Source organism: Peribacillus tepidiphilus (assembly GCF_009466385.1).
Lineage (GTDB): Bacteria > Bacillota > Bacilli > Bacillales > DSM-1321 > Bacillus_BN > Bacillus_BN tepidiphilus.
Genome location: NZ_WIAQ01000002.1, coordinates 17,022 through 39,802 on the forward strand (window position 1 = coordinate 17,022; position 22,781 = coordinate 39,802).

The window sequence follows — 22,781 nt, forward strand, 5'->3', positions numbered from 1 at the left end:
TAAAATTTGGTTGTTTATTTACCATGTTTCAAGTTAGATTATATTCGAATAAGGGGGATGGAAATGGAATTTGTAAGCTGTAATATTGAAAATCAGGTTGCTTTTGTTACATTGCAGAAACCTCCTGCCAACGCTCTTTCTTCTTCTCTATTAAAGGAACTGTCTAAGTTATTTGATCGTTTAGAAGAAAATGAGGAAGTCAGGGTAGTCCTTTTACAAGGAGAAGGTAGATTCTTTTCTGCTGGTGCAGATATTAAAGAATTCACAACGATTGCAAGTGGAGAAGAATTTTCTAAGCTTGCAAAATATGGACAAGATTTTTTTGAAAGAATTGAGAACTTTTCAAAACCAGTTATTGCTGCTATTCACGGAGCTGCATTAGGCGGAGGACTAGAACTGGCTATGGCTTGCCATATCCGATTAGTTACCGAAAAAGCAAAGCTTGGATTACCTGAGCTGCAATTAGGATTGGTACCTGGTTTTGCTGGTTCACAACGTTTACCGCGTTACGTTGGTGCAGCGAAAGCAGCAGAAATGCTGTTTACTTCAGAGCCTATTACAGGAGCTCAAGCCGTGCAATATGGATTAGCCAATCATGCTTATAGTGAGGAAGAACTTTTCGATCAAGCGAAAGAACTTGCATTAAAAATTGCTAAAAAAAGCCCGATTGCTCTTAAAGCGGCTATTGAGCTATTAAATTACTCGAAGCATGAAAATTATTATAAAGGTGTGGACAAAGAAGCAGAGATTTTTGGTTCTGTATTTGTCTCAGAGGATGCCAAGGAAGGAATCAGCGCCTTTATAGAAAAAAGAGAACCTCAATTTTTAGGAAAATAATTTTTGTATTAAATTTTCATAATCTTCAAAAATACCACACAATATTGGAGGGAAAACGATGAACATTTATGTTTTATTAAAAAGAACATTTGATACTGAAGAAAAAATCTCATTATCTAATGGGAAAATCAACGAAGAGGGTGCAGAATTTATTATCAACCCTTATGACGAATACGCAGTTGAAGAAGCAATTCAAGTGCGAGATGCTCATGGTGGTGAAGTAACGGTAGTGACAGTTGGAACGGAGGAATCTGAAAAGCAGCTTAGAACAGCACTAGCGATGGGTGCTGATAAAGCTGTGCTAATCAATACAGAAGATGATGTGGAAGAAGGAGACCAATTCACAACTGCAAAAATTTTGGCAGAATTCCTGAAAGATAAAGATGCCGATTTGATCCTTGCTGGAAATGTTGCGATTGATGGCGGCTCGGGACAAGTGGGTCCTAGAGTTGCTGAGCTGTTGGGAATTCCTTATATTACAACCATCACAAATCTTGAAATCGACGGCACAAAAGTAAGTGTTGTACGAGATGTAGAAGGAGATTCTGAAGTGATTGAGACTTCACTTCCACTGCTGGTTACGGCTCAGCAAGGTCTAAACGAGCCACGTTATCCTTCTCTTCCTGGAATTATGAAAGCGAAGAAAAAGCCGCTTGAAGAGTTAGAACTAGACGACCTTGATCTGGATGAAGATGATGTGGAAGCAAAAACAAAAACGATTGAGGTTTACCTGCCTCCTAAGAAAGAAGCTGGTAGAATCCTTGAAGGTGACATTAAAGATCAAGTACAAGAGCTAGTAAAGCTTCTTCACACGGAAGCAAAAGTTATTTAATTGCATATTTTTACAAATTGAGCGTTCGGGAGGTATTATGATGGGTAGAAAAATTCTCGTTGTAGGTGAAGTTCGTGATCACTCGTTAAGAAACGTTTCATTTGAAGCGATTGCTGCAGCAAAGCTTGCAAGTGATAATGGTGAAGTAGTAGGTGTCTTAATTGGAAACGAAGTGAAGAACCTAGCTGAACAGTTGATTCAATATGGTGCAGACCGAGTAGTGATTGTAGAAGATGAAAAACTAAAGCAATACACATCTGATGGTTACTCTCAAGCTTTATTAGCTGTTGTTGATTCTGAAAATCCAGATGGAATCATTTTAGGCCATACAGCTCTTGGTAAAGACCTAGCTCCAAGAGTGGCAAGCAGATTAAATTCGGGATTAATTTCTGACGTAACTGGTTTGGAGGAAGCAGGTGGCAATCTTGTATTCACTCGTCCGATTTATTCCGGAAAAGCTTTTGAAAAGAAGATTGTTACAGATGGTCTAATCTTTGCAACGATTCGTCCAAACAATATTCATCCACTAGAAAAAGATGCCTCCAGAAGTGGTGAAGTGACAACACTTTCTGTTGAAATTAAAGATTTAAGAACCGTTATTAAAGAAGTCGTACGCAAAGCAAGTGAAGGTGTAGATCTTTCTGAAGCGAAGGTTGTTATTGCAGGGGGACGCGGAGTAAAGAGCGCTGAAGGCTTTGAGCCGTTAAAAGAGCTAGCCAATGTATTAGGCGGTGCAGTAGGTGCTTCACGTGGTGCATGTGACGCTGATTATTGCGACTATTCACTACAAATTGGTCAAACAGGAAAAGTGGTAACGCCTGATCTTTATATCGCATGTGGAATTTCCGGTGCAATCCAGCACTTAGCTGGAATGTCCAACTCAAAAGTAATTGTGGCGATTAATAAAGATCCTGAAGCTAACATCTTCAAGGTAGCAGACTACGGTATTGTAGGCGACCTGTTTGAGGTCGTTCCGATTCTTACAGAGGAATTTAAAAAGCTAAAGGTTAATGCCTAATCTTTTACCCGGTAGTTCATGAAACTGCCGGGTTTGCTTTTTAGATAAGATGATCTCTTTGATAACCGCCAAGATTCATCTTCCACTTAAGTCGGAATACTTTCTATGGAATAGGGAAACTTAGCAATGAAGCAAATTATTAGCATCAATGAAATAATCAGTGGTATACTGTGTTTAGAAATTTTTAGAATGATTTTAGGAGGATTACAGTAAATGGCTATTGTTAATGCAACTGATCAAACTTTTACAACTGAAACTAGCGAAGGTCTTGTATTAGCGGACTTCTGGGCTCCATGGTGCGGACCTTGTAAAATGATCGCTCCTGTATTGGAAGAGCTTGATGCCGAAATGGGTGATAAAGTAAAAATTGTTAAGGTAGATGTTGATGAAAATCAAGAAACTGCCGGTAAATTTGGTGTCATGAGTATTCCTACTCTTGTGGTTTTAAAAGATGGCCAGGTAGTGGATAAAGTTGTTGGTTTCCAACCAAAAGAAGCACTTGCTGAATTATTAAACAAACACGCTTAATGGTAAAAAATCTCCGTCATTTTTTGGCGGAGATTTTTTTGGAATCTGATGCTTGTAAAAAAGTACATAAGAATATGAACAAATCCAAAAAAATACTCATTGACACTGAGAATCATTCTCTCTATAATAACATATGTAATGAAAATCATTATCAACTATGTGGGGTATAGGGGGATACATAACATGAGAAAAAAAGAATTAAAGAAGATCTTTGCAGGCTTCTTAATGACAAGTGTCATCTTGGCTGGCTGCAATAATACCAATGAAGCAGAGAAAAAAGAAGAGCCAGCTCAAGAATCAACACAAAAGGCTGAAGAGAAAAAAGAAGAAACACCTGCTTTTGATATTAATCAAACTGCAACTGCCAAAGAAGTTTCTGCTTACCTTTCTATAAAGCAAGAGCTTGAAAAAATGAAAGAAAATCAACAAGTAAACTGGGATCAAGTTATTTCTACTTATACTAGTGACCTGCAAAACAGCATCAACGAGATTAACAGCGAATACCAACAAGCAACACAAGTGGCTTTAGAGTCAGGGAAATCAGGAGATGTAGATCAAAATATTGCTCGCCAGTTATTTGATAAAACAACCCAATCTTATTTTTATCAAAAACAAAAACGTCTCCAACAAGAAATCAGTGAGCTTTTAGCTTCAGGAAAAACAGAGGAAGCTAAGAATGCGTTTGAAGAAGTAAAGCTCTTAGCTAATGAAGTGTTCATCCCGACTGCAACAAAACGAGACGAGTTATACAGCTTATCTGGTGAAGCAAGTATTGTAGAAAACATTCATTCAGGGATTACTACACAAGAGGAAGCATTGAACAGTGGAAACGCTGATGACTTTAAAGTATTCTCCCAAATTACTGATAAATCTATTTACAAGAGCTACTATCTTGCGGCTAATTCTTATGCCGAGAAAATTGAAGCAGCTGTAAAAGAAGGAAAAGAAGATCTTGAATTGAAAAACATGCAAGCAGAAGCGTGGGGTTTCTATCAAGCTATTAAAGAATCACTTTCCGGTGGAGATGAAGCAGCAGCAACGAAGCTAAATGATATTTTTTCTTTAGACAAAACAAATGCAAAGGATATCAAAGCTGAAGAAGTAAATACATTATTCGTATCAGCGATAAAAGGGAAAATCAAAGGCTATCATGAAAAAGCCCCAGCTGAACTAGAAGCTGGCAATACTACTGAAGCTAGAGTAAAAGCATTAGAAGGCAACATGTTCATGAAAATGCTTGAAATGAAATTGAATGAAAAACTAGGTGCAGAACAAGCTAAAGCCGCGTTTGAAACTGCTCAAAAATGGTATGACGCAATTGCTGCAGGCAATGCAGAAGAAGCAAAAACACATAGTGAGGCAGTATTAGCTGTTCTTGAGCAATTATAATCCATGTAGGAAAAGTCGCAATTTGCGGCTTTTCTTTATGTCTTGCTTAAAGCTCCTTTAATCTGAGCTAAGCAGACGCTGTCTACTATTCGACTTGTTCAGCTTCAAGCACCGGCTTCTATGATTATGTTATAATTCTTTTGTTGTGAAAGAAGGTGACTATATGAAAGTAATTGTGACAGGTGGAGCAGGGTTTATTGGCCATCACCTTGTAAAATATTTGGTTCAACTAGAATATAAGGTGTACATCATTGATAACTTTGATGATTATTATTCACCTCAAAGAAAAAGAAAACAGCTTGAGAGTATTGGATATAGTAATCACTATCAATTGATTGAAGCTGATTTATTGCAGGAAGATCAGGTCCATCACATTTTTCAAAAAATCAAGCCTGACATTGTTGTGCATCTTGCAGCTCTTCCAGGGGTTTCTTATTCTTTAGAAAATCCACATGCTTACATTGAAAAAAACATTGAAATGACTGTAAACGTTTTAAAAGCAGCAGGTATAAATCATGTGAAGCACGTTGTTTTTGCTTCATCATCCTCTGTTTATGGTGATCAAAAAAACGTACCTCTCATGGAAGAAATGGCAAATGGGAAAGTTATATCACCATATGCAGCTTCCAAATACAGCGCTGAATCCTTCTGTCAAGCCTACAGCCATATTTATTCCTTCCAATTGACGATTCTTCGTTTTTTTACAGTCTTTGGACCCTTCGGAAGACCAGATATGGCAATCGGTAAGTTTATTTCAAAACTGTTAAGAAATGAGGAAATCACTTTATTTGGTCAGGGAGTTTCACGGGATTTTACATATGTAGACGACATTGTTCGTGGAATTGAATTAGCCATGAAAAGAAAAGGAGAAAACGAAATATACAATCTCGGAGCAGGACATCCGGTTACAATGGAAGAGCTTTTATTGGAATTAAAAAAATTCTTCCCTCATATGCAGGTTAAGCAGGAAAAATACCGGTTAGGAGATGTGAGTGCGACTTGGGCAGATATTTCAAAAGCAACAAAACAGCTTGGATTCAAGCCGACCGTTTCTTTTCAAGAAGGCATAAAACGTACTGTACAGTGGGCTAAAGAATATGAAGTTTAAATCGGTTAAATGGATTGGATCTGCAATCTGGGTGAACAGTGTGACGATTATCAGTCAAGTTTTTCAAATTGCACCTGGAGGGCTAGCAACCTATGAAGCTACTATGAGTATTGCATTATCTTCAATAGGATTTGAAATGAAGCTGGGTCTTCATTTAGCTCTTGTCAGTCATTTTATGAAATTTATTTTTTCCTATATAACGGGAATATATGCCTTAGTGGTTCATCCAATTGATTGGGATTGGATAAAAAACCGAATAAAGAGGGGAGGAAATTCACTTTGAAAAGTGCTTCTAAATTTGAAAAGGTAGCTGCACGCTGCTGGAACTTGTTAAATGAAGGGAAGCCGTTTACACCAATATTTACTGTCGGCACCATGCTTTTATTTTATATAGGCAGCTGGGGGGAAGCTTCTTTTTGGAGCAATATGGGTCTATCTTTATTGTTGACACTGCCCTTATTTATCCTTTTCTTTATTTATGATTTTCCATTGTTTTTAAGAAATTATCTTTGGCTACCATTTGTTGCTTATCTCTTAATATGGAACGATGTTTCCTTGCCCCTTTTATTTTTTTCGATCGGGCTCTATTTCTTTTTTACAGTCTTTTTTTGGGGAACTTTGTACTATCATTTGCGAATCGGTACAGATTGGCTCAATTTTACACGGTTCTGGAAGCTTGTCTTAAAAAATAGTGATTCAACAAGCGGCAACGCTCAAGAACAGCTTCCTAAATTTCTTTTGCTTTTGTCAGTATGGCAATACCTGTTCGAAAAGCTTCAAGCAGGATACTCAGTATCTATTTCAACACTTGGTCTTTTTTACGGTGGTTTAATGCTGTATACCTGGATTCTTCACCGCTATCTATTCGATTGGAAACCATCGATGTACAGCGAATACACAAATAACGTTCCAGAGAATAAAAAAGCGATCAATGAAAAAGTAATCGTATTGGTTGTCGATGGCATGAGGAAGGAACGCTTTTACGAAGCGAATACTCCATTTTTAGATTATCTAAAAAACAATGGGACAGAATATACAAACATGGAAACGGTATACCCAGCCCGAACGGTTGTATGCTTTACTTCCATGTTTACGGGTACCTATCCTTTTGAACACGGTATCACTTCCAATATGGTTTGGAAGCTAGGGATAAAAACGGAAAGTATTTTTGATTCATTAAGAAAAGTAGGGAAAAAAGGAAGATTACTTGGGATTGCTCACCTTGTCGATTCAATGGGTAATGATGTAGAAACAGTGACTGCCGTGATGCATAAGGACGAAGCAGATCGAAACATTATCAATAAAGCAAAGAAGATTATGGAAGAGCAAGATCCAGATTTAATGATTGTACAGCTGATTGGGACTGATCAAATCGGACATAGTCGCGGTGTTCTTTACGATGAATATATTGAAAAAATTGAAGAAGCAGATGCTCTATTGAAGGATTATGTTGAATGGCTTGAGGAAAAAGGAAAGCTGAATAATGCCACAATCATTGTTTGCGCTGATCATGGACAAGCAGACGGGATCGGCGGGCATGGCCACCTGGATGAAGGAGAGCGCTACGTACCATTCTTTATGTACGGCCCCCACATTGAGAAAGGGAAAGTGGTTGAAGAAAAGCATAGCCTTGTATCTGTTGCACCAACAATTGCCTATCTATTAGGTGCTCCTTATCCGAGCCGCAGCCGGGGGAAGGTGCTTATTGAAGCTTTTAAAAAAAGAGGAGTAATAAAGGATGAATAAGCAAAAAGTGATTGTGTTTTTACCTGCTCTAAATGAAGAGGATTCTATTGGAGATGTTATTAGGAATATTCCTCGTCATTTTCATCCACTTATTGAAGTAGAAGTGCTAGTCATAGATGACGGTTCCACTGATGATACCGTACTGCGTGCAAAAGAAGCTGGAGCCGATTATATTTGGAGTGCGAAGAAAAACATGGGATTGGGTGCTGCAGTCAGGACTGGCTTGTCAGAATGCGTTAGGCTCGGGGCGGATATCGGTGTAATGATTGATGCTGACCGCGAATATCCTCCTGAGCAAATTCCAGACTTAATTGCACCTATTTTAAAAGGAGAAGCAGACTACACAATGGGTTCTCGCTTCATGAATAAAGTAAGAGGCATGAAATTTCATAGAAGAATCGGAAATTATGTGTTTACATTGCTCCAATCCATCCTATTGAGGAAGTGGATTGTAGATGGGCAATCTGGAATGAGAGCTTTTTCAAGACAAGCGATGGAGCATGCTGAAATCATTCATAACTATAATTATGCTCAGGTTCTTACGCTGAATCTTGTCAGAAAAGGCTTTCGGATAAAAGAAGTCCCGATCTCTTATAAAGTGAGAACGACTGGACAGTCCTTTATCACATTTAGAGGATATGTATCTTCCGTTTTGCCAGCCATTATGAAAGAAATAAGACGACCAGTGAAAAAAGTCGTCGTAGATGAGAAAGCTCATAAAATTTTTGAAGAAAAAATGATGTTCGGGAATCACTAATCTATTTTGATAAGCGTTTTTAATCAGACTGAATGCGCGAGAAATTTACTTTGTCTACAATCTAATATAACCGGCACTCGCCGGTTATTTTTTTTGATTGAAAAAAATATTTTCTTTCGTTATTCTCTTTTATTCATCCTCCATTCTTAATAAAACAAGCCTTCAGTTAAATAAACATTTACTTTTATGCAAAGAATTGAATAATCATTTATACATTTGTGAATATTTTCACAAGTAAAATGTCAGCGCTTTCACAATTCGGAATTTCTTTTCCTTTTATGATAAAAGCGTACTAAAGATTACGAAAAAGGAGGAAAAAACATGAAGCACCCTCTCCACGTTACATCTGAAATAGGGGAACTAAAGACGGTCCTTCTTCACCGACCAGGAGGAGAAGTTGAGAACTTAACGCCGGAATATTTGCATCGCTTACTCTTTGATGACATCCCCTACCTCCCGGCGATCCAAAAAGAACACGATTATTTTGCAAATGCTTTAAGGAACAGAGGGATTGAAGTCCTTTACCTAGATAAGCTGATGACAGAAGCACTGCATTCAGAAGAAATTCGTGTTCAATTCATTGAACAACTTTTAATTGAAAGTAAATCAAACATTAACGGAGCATACCAAAATTTAAAAGAATACTTATTATCATTTCCTACTGATCAGATGGTTCGAAAAGTTATGGCTGGAATTTTAAAATCTGAAATCGAGGAAGAAAAGAAAGTTCATCTTTATGAATTTATGGCAGATCATTACCCATTCTACCTCGATCCAATGCCAAACTTGTATTTTACTAGAGATCCGGCTGCAGTTGTAGGAAACGGAATAACCATAAACAGAATGCGTGAAGGAGCAAGGCGGCGCGAATCCTTATTTATGGAATATATTATCAAATTTCATCCTAGATTTTCAAAGCATTCTATTCCGATCTGGTACAACCGTGACGAACGTTTTCCTTTGGAAGGTGGCGACCAGCTTATCTTAAGTAAAGAAGTGATTGCGATAGGAGTAAGCGCGCGAACCTCAGCCCAAGCAATTGAAAAGCTTGCATTGCAGCTTTTTGACCAGCAATCAAGCATACAAAAAGTAGTTGCTGTCGAAATTCCTAAATCAAGAGCCTTTATGCATCTTGACACTGTATTCACAATGGTTGATTATGACAAATTCACAATCCATCCTGCCATTGAAGGTCCAGATGGAAATATGAGAATTTACATTCTTGAAAAAGGAAAAGAACCAAACCGATTGGTAATTCATGAGAGAACGAACCTTACTGAAACATTGAAAGAGGTTTTACATTTAGACGAGATCGTTCTTATTCCATGCGGTGGAGGAGATATTATTGCTTCAGCTCGCGAACAGTGGAATGACGGCTCTAATACCCTTGCTATTGCACCGGGTGTTGTTGTCACATATGACCGAAACTATGTTTCAAATGAAATGCTCCGTAAAAACGGTGTAGAAGTAATCGAAGTTTTAAGCTCTGAGCTTTCAAGAGGACGAGGCGGTCCACGCTGTATGAGCATGCCGATTTTACGTGAAGATATTTAATACTACTACTTATTAAGGAGGAAGGAAAAATGAATGCAATCCAATCTAAAGTTGATTTAAGAGGAAAGAGCTTTTTGGCTTTAAAGGATTTTACTGAAGAGGAAATTAACTACTTAATTGACTTAGCAGCAGAATTAAAGGCTAAGAAAAAAGCAGGGATCCCTCATAAATATCTTGAAGGCCAAAATATTGCGCTCTTGTTTGAAAAGCCTTCAACTAGAACAAGATGTGCGTTTACAGTCGCTTGTGTAGATTTGGGAGCTCATCCAGAGTATTTAGGAAAAAATGATATTCAATTCGGCAAAAAGGAATCAGTCCGTGATACAGCCATTGTTTTAGGAAGAATGTTTGATGGTATTGAATTTAGAGGCTTTAGCCATAAGCTAGTCGAAGAATTGGCACAACATGCAGGAGTTCCAGTATGGAATGGTTTAACCGATCTTTTCCATCCAACTCAAGTTCTTGCAGATTTCTTAACCATCAAGGAACAAATTGGCCATCTTAAGGGAGTAAAGCTAGTATATGTTGGGGATGGCCGAAACAATGTGGCTAACAGCTTATTAATTGGAGGCGCAAAGGTTGGTATGGATGTTAGAGTGTGCTCTCCAAAGTCTCTTTTCCCTTCTGAGGAAATTGTCCAAATTGCTCAGGATGCAGCCGCTCTATCAAACGCAAAAATCAAGATTACTGACAATATCGATGAAGCTGTAGATGGAGCTGATGTGATCTATACGGATGTTTGGGTATCTATGGGTGAAGAGGACAAATTCGAAGAGCGGATTCGCCTGTTGCTTCCTTATCAAGTAAATATGGAAATGCTTTATAAAACTGGTAATGAAAATGTGATGTTTTTACATTGTCTTCCTTCTTTCCATGACCTAGAGACAACTGTTGGAAGAGAGATCTATGAGAAATTTGGATTAACAGCAATGGAAGTAACGGATGAAGTATTTCAAAGCAAGCACTCGTTTGTATTTGATGAAGCGGAAAACAGAATGCATACAATTAAAGCGGTCATGGTTGCAACAAACAGTAACAAGTAAAGAAGGGGTTTCCTTCCCCTCTCAGACTGACAAGCGTTTTCAAACAGTCTGAAAGTGTATGATTTACTTTGTCTACAATCTAAAAGGGGGGGGATTCCTCCCCCTCTTATCCAAAAAAGAGGTGAGAATCATGGAAGACCAAAAAAAGCTGGGTTTATTTTCACTGATTGCTATTGTTGTAGGATCCATGATCGGCGGTGGAGCTTTTAACCTTTCAAGTGATATAGCAAGAGGAGCTAATGCAGGAGCTATCATAATTGGATGGGCTATAACAGGAATCGGAATCATTGCACTCGGTCTTTCCTTTCAAAATTTAACAATGCGTAAACCTGATCTTGATGGAGGGATATACAGTTACGCAAAAGCAGGATTTGGAAATTATATGGGTTTTAATAGTGCATTCGGATACTGGTTATCTGCATGGCTAGGGAACGTCGCATACGCTACCCTTCTCTTTAGTTCAATCGGTTATTTCTTCCCTGTATTCGAAGGCGGTCAGAACATCGCATCAATTATTGGTGCATCCATTATGCTCTGGCTTGTTCACGCATTAATTTTAAGAGGTGTACATTCAGCTGCACTTGTAAATTTAATCACAACGATCGCAAAACTTGTTCCAGTATTTTTATTCATCATAATTGCCATCTTTTCCTTTCATTTTGATCAGTTTTCCTTGGATTTTTGGGGGCCTGAAGGAGCTGAATTCTCATGGAGCTCCGTTAAGGACCAAGTCGCCAGCACGATGCTTGTAACGTTATGGGTGTTTATCGGAGTAGAAGGTGCTGTCGTTCTTTCGGGTAGAGCCAAAAACCGGAAAGACATCGGGCGGGCAACCGTTATTGGTTTAATCGGCACTCTTCTAATTTACATTATGATTTCCCTTCTCTCCCTTGGCGTAATGTCGCGTGGAGAATTATCCGAATTACCAAGTCCGTCCATGGCATATGTACTTGAGTCAATTGTCGGTAAATGGGGAGCTACTTTTATCAATATCGGTTTAATCATATCAGTGCTTGGTGCATGGTTGGGCTGGACTTTACTGGCTTCGGAAATTCCTTACATTGCTGCAAAAGACGGTGTTTTCCCAAAGTGGTTTGCAAAGGAAAATAAAAATCATGCTCCTGTTAACTCTCTATGGATTACAAATGGGCTCATTCAGATTTTCTTATTAACATTCCTTGTGTCGGAACAGGCGTATCATTTTGCCTTTTCACTCGCTTCTTCAGCCATTCTGCTTCCGTACCTCTTTTCAGCCTTATACCAGTTAAAGCTATCCTGGTCAGGTGAAGCATACGCTGAAGAAGAGAAACGTACGAAAGATATTGCTCTTGGAATCATTGCAAGCATTTATTCAATCTGGCTTGTCTATGCAGCAGGAATCGACTATCTCTTATTGACGATGATTCTCTACGCTCCAGGAATCCTCATGTTTATGAGTGTTCAAAAAGAAGCTCATAAGAAAAAAATGTTTGGAAAAGCAGAGCTAATTACAGCCTTTTCCATTGGACTTCTGGCATTTTGGGCAATTATTGAATTAGCAACCGGAACTATTACTTTATAAGGAGGCAACCTAGAATGAGTAGAAAAAAAATAGTGATTGCACTTGGAGGAAATGCTATACAAAGCGGTGATGCCACAGCAAGAGCACAACAAAAAGCACTTAAACATACAGCTAACCAGCTGTTAAAAATTATGAATGACGGCTTTGACATTATTATCACGCACGGAAATGGACCTCAAGTCGGCAATATCGTATTACAGCAAAAGGCTGCTGAATCTGAAAAAACTCCTGCCATGCCTCTTGATACATGCGGAGCAATGAGTCAGGGGATGATCGGTTACTGGATGCAAAATGCGATTCAGGAAGTACTTGAAGAAAATCATTATGATAAAAAAGTGGCAACGGTGGTAACTAGGGTGGAAGTATCTGAAGACGATCCTGCATTCTTGAACCCAACCAAACCAATTGGTCCATTTTATAGCGAAGAAGAAGCAAAACGTTTAATGAGCGAGCAGAATCTTATATTTAAAGAGGACGCAGGAAGAGGATGGCGACGAGTAGTTCCTTCTCCTAAACCTATTCATATTCTTGAATATGAAATGATTAACGCGCTTGTTGAAAGCGGAAACATTGTAATAGCAGTGGGAGGCGGCGGAATCCCTGTTATTCGTAAAGGTCATAAGATTGAAGGCATTGAAGCGGTGATTGACAAAGACTTTGCTGCACAAAAGCTGGCAGAGCTTGTTGACGCAGACATCTTGTTAATTCTAACAGCAGTTGAACACGTCTCTATTAATTTTGGTAAACCAAATGAACAGGTCATTGCCAATGTCTCAACTGAAATATTAGAAAAATATGTACAAGAAGGGCATTTTCCACCTGGAAGTATGCTTCCGAAAATCCAGGCAGCAATCCAATTTGCGGAATCAAGAGATGATCGAAAGACCATTATTACATCGTTAGATCGCGCCTATGAAGCTTTGCAAGGATTAACAGGTACTCATATTGTGAAAGAAAAAGAGTTGGCATTTGTTTGAGGAGGCTAAGCCCTCCTTTTTTTGTGAAAACAGCAGTTTATTGTTATCGTGATATAGTAATTTTATTTGATTGTCACAATTATAACACTATTTATTAAGTTTATCGTGTTATATTGAAGTAGGGGAATTGTTGATTAGGAGCGATTGCCATGAAAGTTTTTAATGATGCTACGATCCGGAAAAACCTCAAAAACTTTGAAATTTTCTCCTTAGCCACAAGTAAAGAACTTACTGAAATTGAAATCGGCTTATACAAAAGAACGTACCGAAAAGGGCAAATCCTTTTTACCGCAGGGGATCCTCGTGAAAGGATCTATTTGCTTCTTAATGGTTATATTAAATTAGAAAAAACGAATGAAAGTGGTACGATGCTTTATGGTGATTTTATCAAGCCCTATACTTTATTTCCATACGGAGGGCTTTTTAAGGATTTAGAATATCATTATACAGCTTATTCCTTAACAGATGTAGAATTATATTATATTCCTACAAAGAGATTTGAAGAGATTTTGAAAAATAATACGAGACAGCTAATACACGTTGTAGAACACTTATCTTCTATATTGCGATTACATGAATCGCGTCTTCAAGCGATCACTAATTCGAATGCATCGGACAGAGTCATTCAAGTTCTTGCCTTTATTATGCAAGATCTTGGAATCTCTAAGAATAAAGAAATCTTTGTTGAATGTCCGATTACCACAACGGAAATAGCACGGCTTTCCGGCACCTCAAGAGAAACAGTGAGCCATGTACTGAATCAACTAAAGAGAGAAAGGATTGTATCTTTCGAAAACAAACATATTTTCTTTCATAAACCTGACTTCTTTATCCAAGCAGGAAAATAAGTACTGTCCTTCCTTTTTATTTCCTCTCTACTGATCAGTTCAGAGGCTCATACATAGAACCACTTTATATAAAAATAAATGAGCCTCTCATTCTTCAGATAATGATCCTTTTCTAAGAGGACAAATACTCTCCTTTTTAAAAAGAATTCTTGTAATAACTGATTGATCCCAATTGAAAGATGACGTTGACTTTTTTATTGATAATTATTATCATTATCAACGTAGGGGGATGAAACATGAAAAAGATCTTATTTTTTTGTTTAGCATTGATAGTGATTATCAATTCAGCTCCGAATGTGGGCTTTGCCTATTCATACGGCGATCCTGGTAAGGAAGCGTTAGCAGAGGCATACAAAGAGTTAGATAAATATATAGATGCCAACGATTGGGCAAGTGCTAAAAAAGTGTATGAAACATATCAAAAAGAGTTTAATTTATATTTTAATAAAGTGAAACCAGATATAGAAAAGGGTTTTAAAGAAAAAGACAAACAGCTTGTGTTAAGAAGCTATCAAGCTGCCATGAGATTAAATGTGGAAAGACGTCTTCATTTTGCCCAAGAGCAGTTTGATGATTATGGTCAGGCAAAGCTTTTGCTAGCGAAAGCACGCGGAACGTTTACTGTACTCGAGCCGATCATGGTTGAAAAAGAAGGGCAGGAAGCTGCTAATAAAATTTACAAAGCATTTGATGATGCTTTAGCAGCTCTTGGAAATCCTGGGCTGTTTGGAATCGGAAGCAAGAATAGCGATAAAGAAAGTTTTGATCAAAACGTTACATATATTATTGGGGAATTAGCACCCCTATTCCCAATAGTATCTGAAGAGGAAAAAGACAAAAGTCATTTAACCGAAGAGAATTTAAATTTCCTAGATAAGTTTTCAGAAAACGGAGGCTCTTCATTTTGGTTTTGGTTTGCCATGGTCTTAATCGTTGCTTTCATCATGATTGTGGTAACAGGAAAAATAAAGAAAAAGAACGAACGTTAGATTGGGGGAGCGGGGATTGGATTTTCAAGCATTTTTAATTACGCTGCGTGAATCATTGGAAGCAATCTTGATTGTTGGCCTAATTTTATCCTACTTGACTAGAGTGAGTGCGGATCCATACAAAAAGTGGGTTTATATTGGGGTGTTCCTTGCTTTAATCAGCAGCTTTTTGGTAGCATTAGTTTTCCAAGTTGTCTTTACAGGTTTTGCTAGCTTCGGATCGGAAATCTATTTAAAAGTTTCCATCATGTTCGCGTCTGTGTTCCTTTTGACTCACATGGTTCATTGGATGAAAAAGCAATCGAAAGACGTTAATAGTGACATGCAGAAGAAAATTCAAGCCGCTCTGACAGCAGGAAGTGTTTCTGCTATGATTATCCACTCCTATCTCATTGTGCTTCGAGAGGGTGTAGAAACGGTATTTTTCTTTGCTGCGATTAGTGGAGGAGATGTCACTAAAGTCTTTACGAGCTATGGTGCACTAAGCGGATTGATGCTAGCTCTCATGATTGGATACTTGTTCTTCTCAGGTACGATGAAAATTTCACTCAAAGCGTTTTTCAATGTAACGGGGCTTCTTATTATGTTTATTGCAGCTGGCTTGCTGGTTCAAGGAATTGGAATTCTGCAAGACTTAGGCAAAATGGGATCGTTATATACAACTGCAGAAGGAAAACCTGCCGAAGTGTACAACATTGTCCACATCATGCCTGAGCATTATGCTGATGAAATCCATTACAAAAGGGATACAGGAAAGGATGTCTTGATTAGCGGACAAGTAGGGCTATTTATGGCAGCGATGTTTGGTTATAGCCATAACCCTACAATCGAACAGGTTATAGGATACTGGGGCTACTTCGGTTTTGTTTTCTTCTGGATGTGGCTCATCAAGCATGACAAATTATCTTTTTCCTTTAGAAAAAATAAATCGGGCAGCGATCATTTTCCAGAAAATAAGGTTGTCTGATTAAAAATGATAGGCATTCCCTAAGGCTCGCTTTTTAATAAGCGGGCTTTTCTCGTGACATAGATTTTATCAAAAAAGAAAGGAACCTTTCATATGTTCCATACCAAGAAACAATCTTTTATCATAACATCAATATCTATTTTAGCTATATTACTAACTGCCATACTTAGATTTAAATATGGATCTGAAAAAGCCGCTTCCTGGGATCAAGTTGATTTTTCGCTTGGTGTTATGGAATACGATCTATTAAGCATGCAGCCCCATTTCCCTGGATATCCATATTTTATTTTGGGAGGTATGTTTTTTTCCTTAATTACAGACCAAGCGCCATTAGCACTTAGTTATTTTAATTCCACCTTACTGCTCTCGTCTGTCATTCCAACCTATATGTTAGCAAGAAAGCTTCTAAGTCGAGATATGGCCCTTTTGCTTACAGCTCTTGTGCAAACGTCGAGTTATGTAAATGTTATGGGGATACAGCCTATGTCGGAAGGAGCGGCAATCGGCATTCTCACCTGGTATGTATGGGTGCTTTATGAGGCTATCCAACGAGACAAGACGTTTTTCCGAGTTACAGCCATGTTCCTTTTTAGTGTATTGCTTGGCATAAGAGTATCATACGTACTATTTGGAACTGGTCTTCTTTATATGTGGTGGATGACCTTTAAAAAACTAGGAAAAAGTGGTGCCTTGGTCATAATTGGCGAATTGGTCATTGCTGTTTGCTTTCAGTTGATTTGGCTGATCGGATTGGCTGCAAATGTCGGCGGCTGGGGAACGCTGTTTGAAATAGGCTTTGGTTTTTCAAAAGGACATTTTATAGAATGGGGAGGTACTTCTCTTTCTAACGAAGCATCACTTTGGAAAAGAATCTTTCTTCTGGTGTTTAATAATATTTTGTGGACAGGCTTTTTTTCCCAGGATGGGATCCTTGTTGTCCTATTTACAATTGCTTTCATGATCCGATTAAAATGCCGTGAACAGCCTCGCTTACTTAAATTCATGCTTGTCTTCATTGTTTCGTATTTTTTTTGGGCTTTGTTTGCACAAAATATAGACAAACCTAGGCATATACTTCCTATTGTTGTCTTAGGACTGTTTTATATAGGAGCTAGACTCTTAAGGAGGAATACAAAATCTTCTTATTTATTGATTATCGTGTTTATTCTTGCTCAAAGTGTAATGGGTGCTATGTTCATGAAAAAACAACACGATGAGGAACCGGCTGTCTATCAACTGGCAAAGGATTTAACAAACAAGTATGAGAATAGTATTGTTTATACATGGGAAGAAACGAGAGTGCTTGGGTATTTGAATGTTCCTTTTGAACATAAAAGAATTATGACGTATGATAAATTTTTGGAGGATCTTTCTTATAAGAAAGATAAAACGGTTCTCCTCACAGATAAAGTAAGAGATGGTTTCATCCAACAAGGGGCAAATCCAAACCATTTCAAGAAAATAACATCGTATAAATCTACAAAATTATTCGATCCCATATACTCACAGATCACATTATACAAATGGGAGGGGAGTGAAAGATAAGATGAACGAATGGATCAAAAGAAAGCTTGCTTTGCTTCCGGATCAGCCAGGCTGCTATTTGATGAAGGACAGACAAGGGACGGTCATCTACGTAGGAAAAGCAAAAGTATTAAAAAATAGGGTTCGGTCTTATTTTACTGGGTCACACGATGGAAAAACGCTTCGATTGGTCAATGAAATTGAGGATTTTGAATATATTGTTACTTCAAGCAATATGGAAGCTCTTATTCTTGAACTAAATCTAATAAAAAAATACGATCCGAAATATAATGTGATGCTAAAGGATGATAAAACGTATCCTTTTATTCACTTAACAAATGAACGTCATCCTCGATTAATCACCACTCGTAAGGTGAAAAAAGGGAAAGGGAAATACTTTGGCCCTTATCCAAACGTAGGGGCTGCCAACGAGACGAAAAAGCTGCTTGACCGTATTTATCCTTTAAGAAAATGCAGCACCCTTCCTGATCGAGTTTGTCTCTATTATCATCTCGGACAGTGCCTCGCGCCGTGTGTAAATGAAGTGAGTGAGACAGAATATAAGAAAATTGTAGAGGAAATCACCCGTTTTTTGAGTGGAGGCTATAAAGAAATCAAAAATGAGCTTCAAGAAAAGATGCTAGCTGCTGCAGAGGAGCTTGATTTTGAAAGAGCAAAAGAGTACCGAGACAAAATTGCTCACATTGAAGCCACAATGGAAAAGCAAAAAATGACAATGACCGATTTTACAGACAGAGATGTGTTCGGCTATGCCTATGATAAAGGTTGGATGTGTGTTCAGGTCTTTTTTGTGAGACAAGGAAAGCTCATTGAAAGAGATGTTTCCATGTTTCCAATTTATGACGAGCCCGATCAGGAATTCTTGACTTTTCTTGGGCAGTTTTATTCGAAAGCCAACCATTTTAAGCCTAAAGAAATTTTGCTCCCTGAGTCTGTTGATGCAGAAATGGTAGAAGCATTTCTTGAGGTACGTACCCACCAGCCAAAAAAAGGACCGAAAAAGGATTTAATAAAATTAGCGAATAAAAACGCGAAAATCGCACTTCAGGAAAAATTCTCACTGATTGAAAAAGATGAAGAAAGAACCATTAAAGCGGTTGAAAATCTGGGTAAGCAGCTCGGGATTGATACACCTCATCGAATCGAAGCGTTCGATAACTCCAATATTCAAGGGGCCGATCCTGTGTCCGCTATGGTCGTGTTCATCGATGGTAAGCCTCAAAAAAAGGAATATCGGAAATATAAAATTAAATCCGTACAAGGTCCTGATGATTATGAATCCATGAGAGAAGTGGTCAGAAGAAGATATACCAGAGTATTGAAAGAAGGCCTTCCTCTTCCTGATTTAATTATCATTGATGGTGGTAAAGGTCATGTAGAAGCAGTCAGAGATGTGTTGGAAAACGAGCTTGGTCTCGATATCCCTCTCTCCGGCTTAGTCAAGGATGAAAAGCACAGGACATCTGAGCTTTTAATCGGCAATCCGCTCGAAATTGTGGCTTTAGATAAACGGAGCCAGGAGTTTTATTTGCTTCAGAGGATACAGGATGAAGTGCATCGTTTTGCTATTTCCTTTCATCGTCAAATTCGAGGTAAAAATGCTTTTCAATCTATACTTGACGAAATCCCTGGTGTTGGAGAAAAACGAAAAAAACGTTTATTAAAACATTTCGGCTCGATTAAAAAAATGAAGGAAGCAAAAGTGGAGGAGTTTACTTCTATTGGTATACCAAAAAATGTGGCTGAAGAAATCCTAAGAAAATTGCAGGAATAGAGTTGTCATATACGATTGACTATGCTAAAATTGTTCTAATTTAATATTTAAATTACTTTACAGTGTTAAAGTGATGATAGAGGTGCGAGATTCATCAGTAAAAACTTGGAGAAGAATGAGCTTCGTTGAAAAGTTTTGAAAGGGGAGATCGCCGAAGTGGAGCAGTGCTCATAGCTGCTTTGCTGGTTCTGTATTGAATAAATGCAGGACTGTCAAGATGTGTAATCTTGGAGAGCTATCTCACTGTGTACAGCGTAATGAGTTACGTTTTTCACAGCAATGAGATATTTCTCATTGCTGTTTTTATTTACCTGAAAAAAATACAAAAAGGTGGAAGGTACATTGGCTTTAATCGTGCAAAAATTTGGTGGGACCTCTGTTGGTAGTGTAGAAAGAATTAAAAATGTGGCAAAGCGCGTAATAGAAGAAAAAGAAAACGGAAACGACGTGGTAGTTGTTGTTTCTGCAATGGGAAAAACAACGGATGTATTAGTGGATATGGCGAAAGAAATTTCCCCTTATCCTAATAAAAGAGAGATGGATATGCTCCTCACAACAGGTGAGCAAGTCACGATTTCCCTTTTAGCAATGGCATTAATGGAAGAAGGGTATGAAGCTGTTTCATATACAGGCTGGCAGGCTGGTATTCAAACAGAGGCATTACATAGTAATGCCAGAATATTAAACATCGAAACATCAAGAATAGAGAATCCATTACAAAGAGGGAAAATTGTTATTGTTGCCGGTTTTCAAGGCATAACTGCAGATGGTGAAATTACGACGCTTGGAAGAGGTGGATCTGACACAACTGCGGTAGCCCTTGCAGCAGCTCTAAAAGCTGCTCGTTGCGATATTTATACAGATGTAACGGGTGTTTTTACAACAGATCCACGTTATGTTAAAGGAGCCAGAAAGCTTTTGAGTGTATCGTATGATGAAATGCTTGAACTGGCAAATTTAGGAGCAGGAGTTCTGCATCCAAGAGCTGTAGAATTTGCAAAAAATTACAACATTCCACTTGAAGTCCGTTCAAGCATGGAAAGAACAACAGGTACAAGAATTGAGGAGGAAGCATCAATGGAGCAGAATTTAATTGTAAGAGGAATTGCTTTTGAAGATAATATTACGCGTATTTCCATTTTAGGAATGCCGAATGCTATAGGAAGCCTTTCAAATATTTTTACTCTTTTGGCGAAGCATCACATTAATGTTGATATTATTATTCAGAGTATAACGGCTGACGGAAATACCAATTTGTCGTTTTCTATCAAAAGCCAAGACTTAAAAGAGACATTGGAAGTGTTAGAATCCAATAAGAGTACGCTACAGTTTGAGGATATTGAGACAGAAACAGGACTGGCCAAGGTATCTATTGTAGGATCAGGAATGGTTTCTAATCCTGGGGTAGCCGCTGAAATGTTTAGTGTCCTTTCTCAAAACGGTATTCAAATAAAAATGGTAAGTACATCTGAAATCAAGGTTTCGACGGTCGTAGATGAAAAGCATATGATTACAGCAGTAGAATCATTACATGAAGCCTTCCAATTAGATGTAGGCGAACCAAGTACAATTTAACCATTAAATGTAAAAATGTTAGCCGGGGGCATCCCCGGCTTAATGATTTGGTAAGCTAAATGGTAGAATCTTTTAAATCCCATTGGACTTTGAAAAAAACTGTGTTGGATTTTCTTTTCTGTTCTTCAAGTGTTTCTGAAGTTAGTTTTTTTTGTAATTCAACTTGCTGTGCCAAGAAGCCCGCTTCAAGCTGAAAATGACAATTGCTATTGAGCTCATAACGTCGTTTGATCAATTCCCCTGATAATTCGAACTCAAGATCGTGTTTATTTTCTCTAATTAGTGCAAGATGACCCCATCCTGCATCTTCAAAGAAATTAACGATTTCAATAATACTTGTAAGAGGGAATTTTCTGGCTAGCTGTTTTCCTGCCCAGTAAAGAATTTGGGGTTCTTCCTTTCCAAGCAAATCCGGAAGCACAAGATCTCTAAGGAGTTCTTGACCAAATACAGGAACCATTATAGGAGTAGAACTTTCGACTTGTTGATTTTCTGGATGATTTTCTTTAGACATTGGTTTCCCCACTTTCTAAAAGCAGTATTATATACAAATTCATTTATTTCCTATGTATTTTAGATAAAGCTATTACATTCAAATCTACCATTTACATGATGATTCTATTTTATTTGAGTCTATTTTTATATTTTAACATATGAAAAATAGGTATAACCCTTATAAACAGTAAAAAAAATATTTTTAAAATTTAGTGATTTCATCGGAGTAAAGCGGTAAAATAAGATAGTAATTATCCCCTTAACACTGGATAAATATAGGAATGTAAATTATGTATCCGTTTTCTTGACGCTTTATTTTTGAGGGAGTAAAATGAACATGTCACATAATTGTTAGAATATGTTGAAATATGCGTTTTTTTAGTGCTTATTATTAAATATTTGTAGTGCTTTGAATGCATAGGGGTATGTGTATCTTTCAACTATTCTATTATTGCTTTAGCTATAACTATTTATTATATAGGAGTAGCATTAAAGAATTTGGCCAGTAGGGTAATTAGGGGATTTAGCTTTACAGGCCAGTATTAAAAAAATTAAGGGGGGTACAAAATGGCAGGAAATCGTGAGTTTGCTAATCGCAGACTACATTCATTGCTGGGAGTTATTCCGATCGGTCTGTTTTTAACGCAGCACTTAGTAGTCAATCATTTTGCAACAAAAGGAGCAGAAGCATTCAACAATGCGGCCCATTTCATGGAGTCTCTGCCGTTCCGTGTTTTCTTGGAGATTTTTATCATCTACTTACCTTTGCTTTATCATGCAATTTATGGGATCTATATTGCATTTACAGCAAAGAATAATGTCGGAAGATACGGATATTTCAGAAACTGGATGTTTATGCTACAACGCTTAACAGGAATTATTACTTTAATTTTTGTTACCTGGCATGTTTGGGAAACGAGAGTGCAGGCTGCATTAGGGGCAGATGTCAATTTTCAAATGATGGAGAACATCCTTTCTAATCCATTTATGTTATGGTTCTATGTAATCAGTGTTGTATCTGCCATTTTCCATTTTGCGAATGGATTATGGTCGTTCGCTGTAAGCTGGGGACTGACGATTACACCGCGTTCTCAATTAATTTCTACATACGTAACACTAGGCGTTTTTGTTGCACTTTCCGTTGTGGGAATTCGAGCGCTATTTGCTTTCGTTTAATACATGATTAGTTGTCAGTAAGTTTACTATATCGATAGGTATAATAAACGGCTGTGAAAAGG

General features: G+C 37.9%; 21 protein-coding genes and 1 riboswitch. Of the genes, 20 read left to right on the plus strand and 1 reads right to left on the minus strand.

Translation table 11 applies throughout. The features are described from left to right. Positions 1-63: 63 nt before the first annotated feature. The 19 genes from GD441_RS01420 to GD441_RS01510 all read left to right on the plus strand — a co-directional run bounded on the left by GD441_RS01420 (position 64) and on the right by GD441_RS01510 (position 21,048). Entirely contained in the window at positions 64-837 is a 774-nt protein-coding gene (locus tag GD441_RS01420; RefSeq protein ID WP_153122930.1) for an enoyl-CoA hydratase, read from the plus strand. A 58-nt stretch (positions 838-895) separates the two neighbouring features. Beyond that, positions 896-1,669, plus strand: a complete 774-nt coding sequence (locus GD441_RS01425; protein ID WP_153122931.1) for an electron transfer flavoprotein subunit beta/FixA family protein — start codon at positions 896-898, stop codon at positions 1,667-1,669. A 40-nt stretch (positions 1,670-1,709) separates the two neighbouring features. Next, complete coding sequence (locus tag GD441_RS01430) at positions 1,710-2,687, plus strand: electron transfer flavoprotein subunit alpha/FixB family protein (RefSeq protein ID WP_153122933.1); 978 nt, start codon at positions 1,710-1,712, stop codon at positions 2,685-2,687. A 213-nt stretch (positions 2,688-2,900) separates the two neighbouring features. Further along, positions 2,901-3,215, plus strand: coding sequence for a thioredoxin (gene trxA, locus GD441_RS01435; RefSeq protein WP_153122935.1), 315 nt, complete (start codon positions 2,901-2,903; stop codon positions 3,213-3,215). Positions 3,216-3,398: 183 nt separating this feature from the next. Continuing rightward, the gene (locus tag GD441_RS01440) at positions 3,399-4,604 is read left to right on the plus strand and encodes a hypothetical protein (protein ID WP_153122937.1); all 1,206 of its coding nucleotides are present in this window, start codon (positions 3,399-3,401) and stop codon (positions 4,602-4,604) included. 163 nt (positions 4,605-4,767) lie between these two features. Then, positions 4,768-5,712, plus strand: a complete 945-nt coding sequence (locus tag GD441_RS01445; RefSeq protein WP_153122939.1) for an SDR family NAD(P)-dependent oxidoreductase — start codon at positions 4,768-4,770, stop codon at positions 5,710-5,712. Continuing rightward, positions 5,702-5,995: a hypothetical protein gene (locus GD441_RS01450; RefSeq protein WP_153122941.1), complete on the plus strand. Its 294-nt coding sequence runs from the start codon at positions 5,702-5,704 to the stop codon at positions 5,993-5,995. The genes GD441_RS01445 and GD441_RS01450 overlap by 11 nt, the downstream gene beginning before the upstream one ends. After that, positions 5,992-7,458: an alkaline phosphatase family protein gene (locus GD441_RS01455; RefSeq protein WP_153122943.1), complete on the plus strand. Its 1,467-nt coding sequence runs from the start codon at positions 5,992-5,994 to the stop codon at positions 7,456-7,458. Before GD441_RS01450 ends, GD441_RS01455 begins: the two co-directional genes overlap by 4 nt. Next, complete coding sequence (locus tag GD441_RS01460) at positions 7,451-8,215, plus strand: glycosyltransferase family 2 protein (RefSeq protein WP_153122945.1); 765 nt, start codon at positions 7,451-7,453, stop codon at positions 8,213-8,215. The genes GD441_RS01455 and GD441_RS01460 overlap by 8 nt, the downstream gene beginning before the upstream one ends. Before the next feature lie 321 nt (positions 8,216-8,536). Next, entirely contained in the window at positions 8,537-9,769 is a 1,233-nt protein-coding gene (gene arcA / locus GD441_RS01465) for an arginine deiminase (protein ID WP_153122947.1), read from the plus strand. Between the two features lie 29 nt (positions 9,770-9,798). Then, positions 9,799-10,812 (plus strand): ornithine carbamoyltransferase, encoded by a 1,014-nt coding sequence (argF, locus tag GD441_RS01470; RefSeq protein WP_153122950.1) that lies wholly within the window; start codon positions 9,799-9,801, stop codon positions 10,810-10,812. Positions 10,813-10,942: 130 nt separating this feature from the next. Then, positions 10,943-12,373 carry an arginine-ornithine antiporter gene (arcD, locus tag GD441_RS01475; protein ID WP_153122952.1) on the plus strand — a complete coding sequence of 477 codons (1,431 nt, stop codon included), beginning with the start codon at positions 10,943-10,945 and terminating at the stop codon, positions 12,371-12,373. A 14-nt stretch (positions 12,374-12,387) separates the two neighbouring features. Further along, on the plus strand, positions 12,388-13,350 hold the full coding sequence (gene arcC / locus GD441_RS01480; RefSeq protein WP_153122954.1) for a carbamate kinase: 963 nt from the start codon (positions 12,388-12,390) through the stop codon (positions 13,348-13,350). A gap of 149 nt (positions 13,351-13,499) precedes the next feature. Further along, positions 13,500-14,198, plus strand: a complete 699-nt coding sequence (locus GD441_RS01485) for a Crp/Fnr family transcriptional regulator (RefSeq protein WP_153122957.1) — start codon at positions 13,500-13,502, stop codon at positions 14,196-14,198. Positions 14,199-14,434: 236 nt separating this feature from the next. Next, positions 14,435-15,187: a hypothetical protein gene (locus GD441_RS01490; protein WP_153122959.1), complete on the plus strand. Its 753-nt coding sequence runs from the start codon at positions 14,435-14,437 to the stop codon at positions 15,185-15,187. Positions 15,188-15,203: 16 nt separating this feature from the next. After that, complete coding sequence (locus GD441_RS01495) at positions 15,204-16,154, plus strand: FTR1 family iron permease (RefSeq protein ID WP_153122961.1); 951 nt, start codon at positions 15,204-15,206, stop codon at positions 16,152-16,154. Between the two features lie 93 nt (positions 16,155-16,247). After that, the gene (locus GD441_RS01500; protein WP_153122963.1) at positions 16,248-17,699 is read left to right on the plus strand and encodes a glycosyltransferase family protein; all 1,452 of its coding nucleotides are present in this window, start codon (positions 16,248-16,250) and stop codon (positions 17,697-17,699) included. A 1-nt stretch (position 17,700) separates the two neighbouring features. Then, entirely contained in the window at positions 17,701-19,473 is a 1,773-nt protein-coding gene (gene uvrC / locus GD441_RS01505; protein WP_153122965.1) for an excinuclease ABC subunit UvrC, read from the plus strand. Positions 19,474-19,542: 69 nt separating this feature from the next. Next, positions 19,543-19,719: riboswitch (Lysine riboswitch) on the plus strand. 96 nt (positions 19,720-19,815) lie between these two features. Continuing rightward, positions 19,816-21,048 carry an aspartate kinase gene (locus tag GD441_RS01510; RefSeq protein ID WP_153122968.1) on the plus strand — a complete coding sequence of 411 codons (1,233 nt, stop codon included), beginning with the start codon at positions 19,816-19,818 and terminating at the stop codon, positions 21,046-21,048. 55 nt (positions 21,049-21,103) lie between these two features. Here the strand turns inward: GD441_RS01510 and GD441_RS01515 are convergent, their stop codons facing one another. Next, entirely contained in the window at positions 21,104-21,562 is a 459-nt protein-coding gene (locus tag GD441_RS01515; RefSeq protein ID WP_153122969.1) for a YslB family protein, read from the minus strand. A gap of 548 nt (positions 21,563-22,110) precedes the next feature. Here GD441_RS01515 and GD441_RS01520 point away from each other — a divergent pair. After that, positions 22,111-22,719 (plus strand): succinate dehydrogenase cytochrome b558 subunit, encoded by a 609-nt coding sequence (locus GD441_RS01520; RefSeq protein ID WP_153122972.1) that lies wholly within the window; start codon positions 22,111-22,113, stop codon positions 22,717-22,719. Positions 22,720-22,781: the final 62 nt, after the last annotated feature.

What these genes read in the sequence shown, in the direction of transcription:
- GD441_RS01460 (WP_153122945.1), top strand. Translation starts at nt 7,451, where the DNA reads ATGAATAAGCAAAAAGTGATTGTGTTTTTACCTGCTCTAAATGAAGAG.
- arcD (WP_153122952.1), top strand. Translation starts at nt 10,943, where the DNA reads ATGGAAGACCAAAAAAAGCTGGGTTTATTTTCACTGATTGCTATTGTT.
- arcA (WP_153122947.1), top strand. Translation starts at nt 8,537, where the DNA reads ATGAAGCACCCTCTCCACGTTACATCTGAAATAGGGGAACTAAAGACG.
- arcC (WP_153122954.1), top strand. Translation starts at nt 12,388, where the DNA reads ATGAGTAGAAAAAAAATAGTGATTGCACTTGGAGGAAATGCTATACAA.
- argF (WP_153122950.1), top strand. Translation starts at nt 9,799, where the DNA reads ATGAATGCAATCCAATCTAAAGTTGATTTAAGAGGAAAGAGCTTTTTG.
- GD441_RS01440 (WP_153122937.1), top strand. Translation starts at nt 3,399, where the DNA reads ATGAGAAAAAAAGAATTAAAGAAGATCTTTGCAGGCTTCTTAATGACA.
- GD441_RS01485 (WP_153122957.1), top strand. Translation starts at nt 13,500, where the DNA reads ATGAAAGTTTTTAATGATGCTACGATCCGGAAAAACCTCAAAAACTTT.
- trxA (WP_153122935.1), top strand. Translation starts at nt 2,901, where the DNA reads ATGGCTATTGTTAATGCAACTGATCAAACTTTTACAACTGAAACTAGC.
- GD441_RS01425 (WP_153122931.1), top strand. Translation starts at nt 896, where the DNA reads ATGAACATTTATGTTTTATTAAAAAGAACATTTGATACTGAAGAAAAA.
- GD441_RS01430 (WP_153122933.1), top strand. Translation starts at nt 1,710, where the DNA reads ATGGGTAGAAAAATTCTCGTTGTAGGTGAAGTTCGTGATCACTCGTTA.
- GD441_RS01515 (WP_153122969.1), bottom strand. Translation starts at nt 21,562, where the DNA reads ATGTCTAAAGAAAATCATCCAGAAAATCAACAAGTCGAAAGTTCTACT.
- GD441_RS01445 (WP_153122939.1), top strand. Translation starts at nt 4,768, where the DNA reads ATGAAAGTAATTGTGACAGGTGGAGCAGGGTTTATTGGCCATCACCTT.
- GD441_RS01420 (WP_153122930.1), top strand. Translation starts at nt 64, where the DNA reads ATGGAATTTGTAAGCTGTAATATTGAAAATCAGGTTGCTTTTGTTACA.
- uvrC (WP_153122965.1), top strand. Translation starts at nt 17,701, where the DNA reads ATGAACGAATGGATCAAAAGAAAGCTTGCTTTGCTTCCGGATCAGCCA.
- GD441_RS01490 (WP_153122959.1), top strand. Translation starts at nt 14,435, where the DNA reads ATGAAAAAGATCTTATTTTTTTGTTTAGCATTGATAGTGATTATCAAT.
- GD441_RS01520 (WP_153122972.1), top strand. Translation starts at nt 22,111, where the DNA reads ATGGCAGGAAATCGTGAGTTTGCTAATCGCAGACTACATTCATTGCTG.
- GD441_RS01450 (WP_153122941.1), top strand. Translation starts at nt 5,702, where the DNA reads ATGAAGTTTAAATCGGTTAAATGGATTGGATCTGCAATCTGGGTGAAC.
- GD441_RS01500 (WP_153122963.1), top strand. Translation starts at nt 16,248, where the DNA reads ATGTTCCATACCAAGAAACAATCTTTTATCATAACATCAATATCTATT.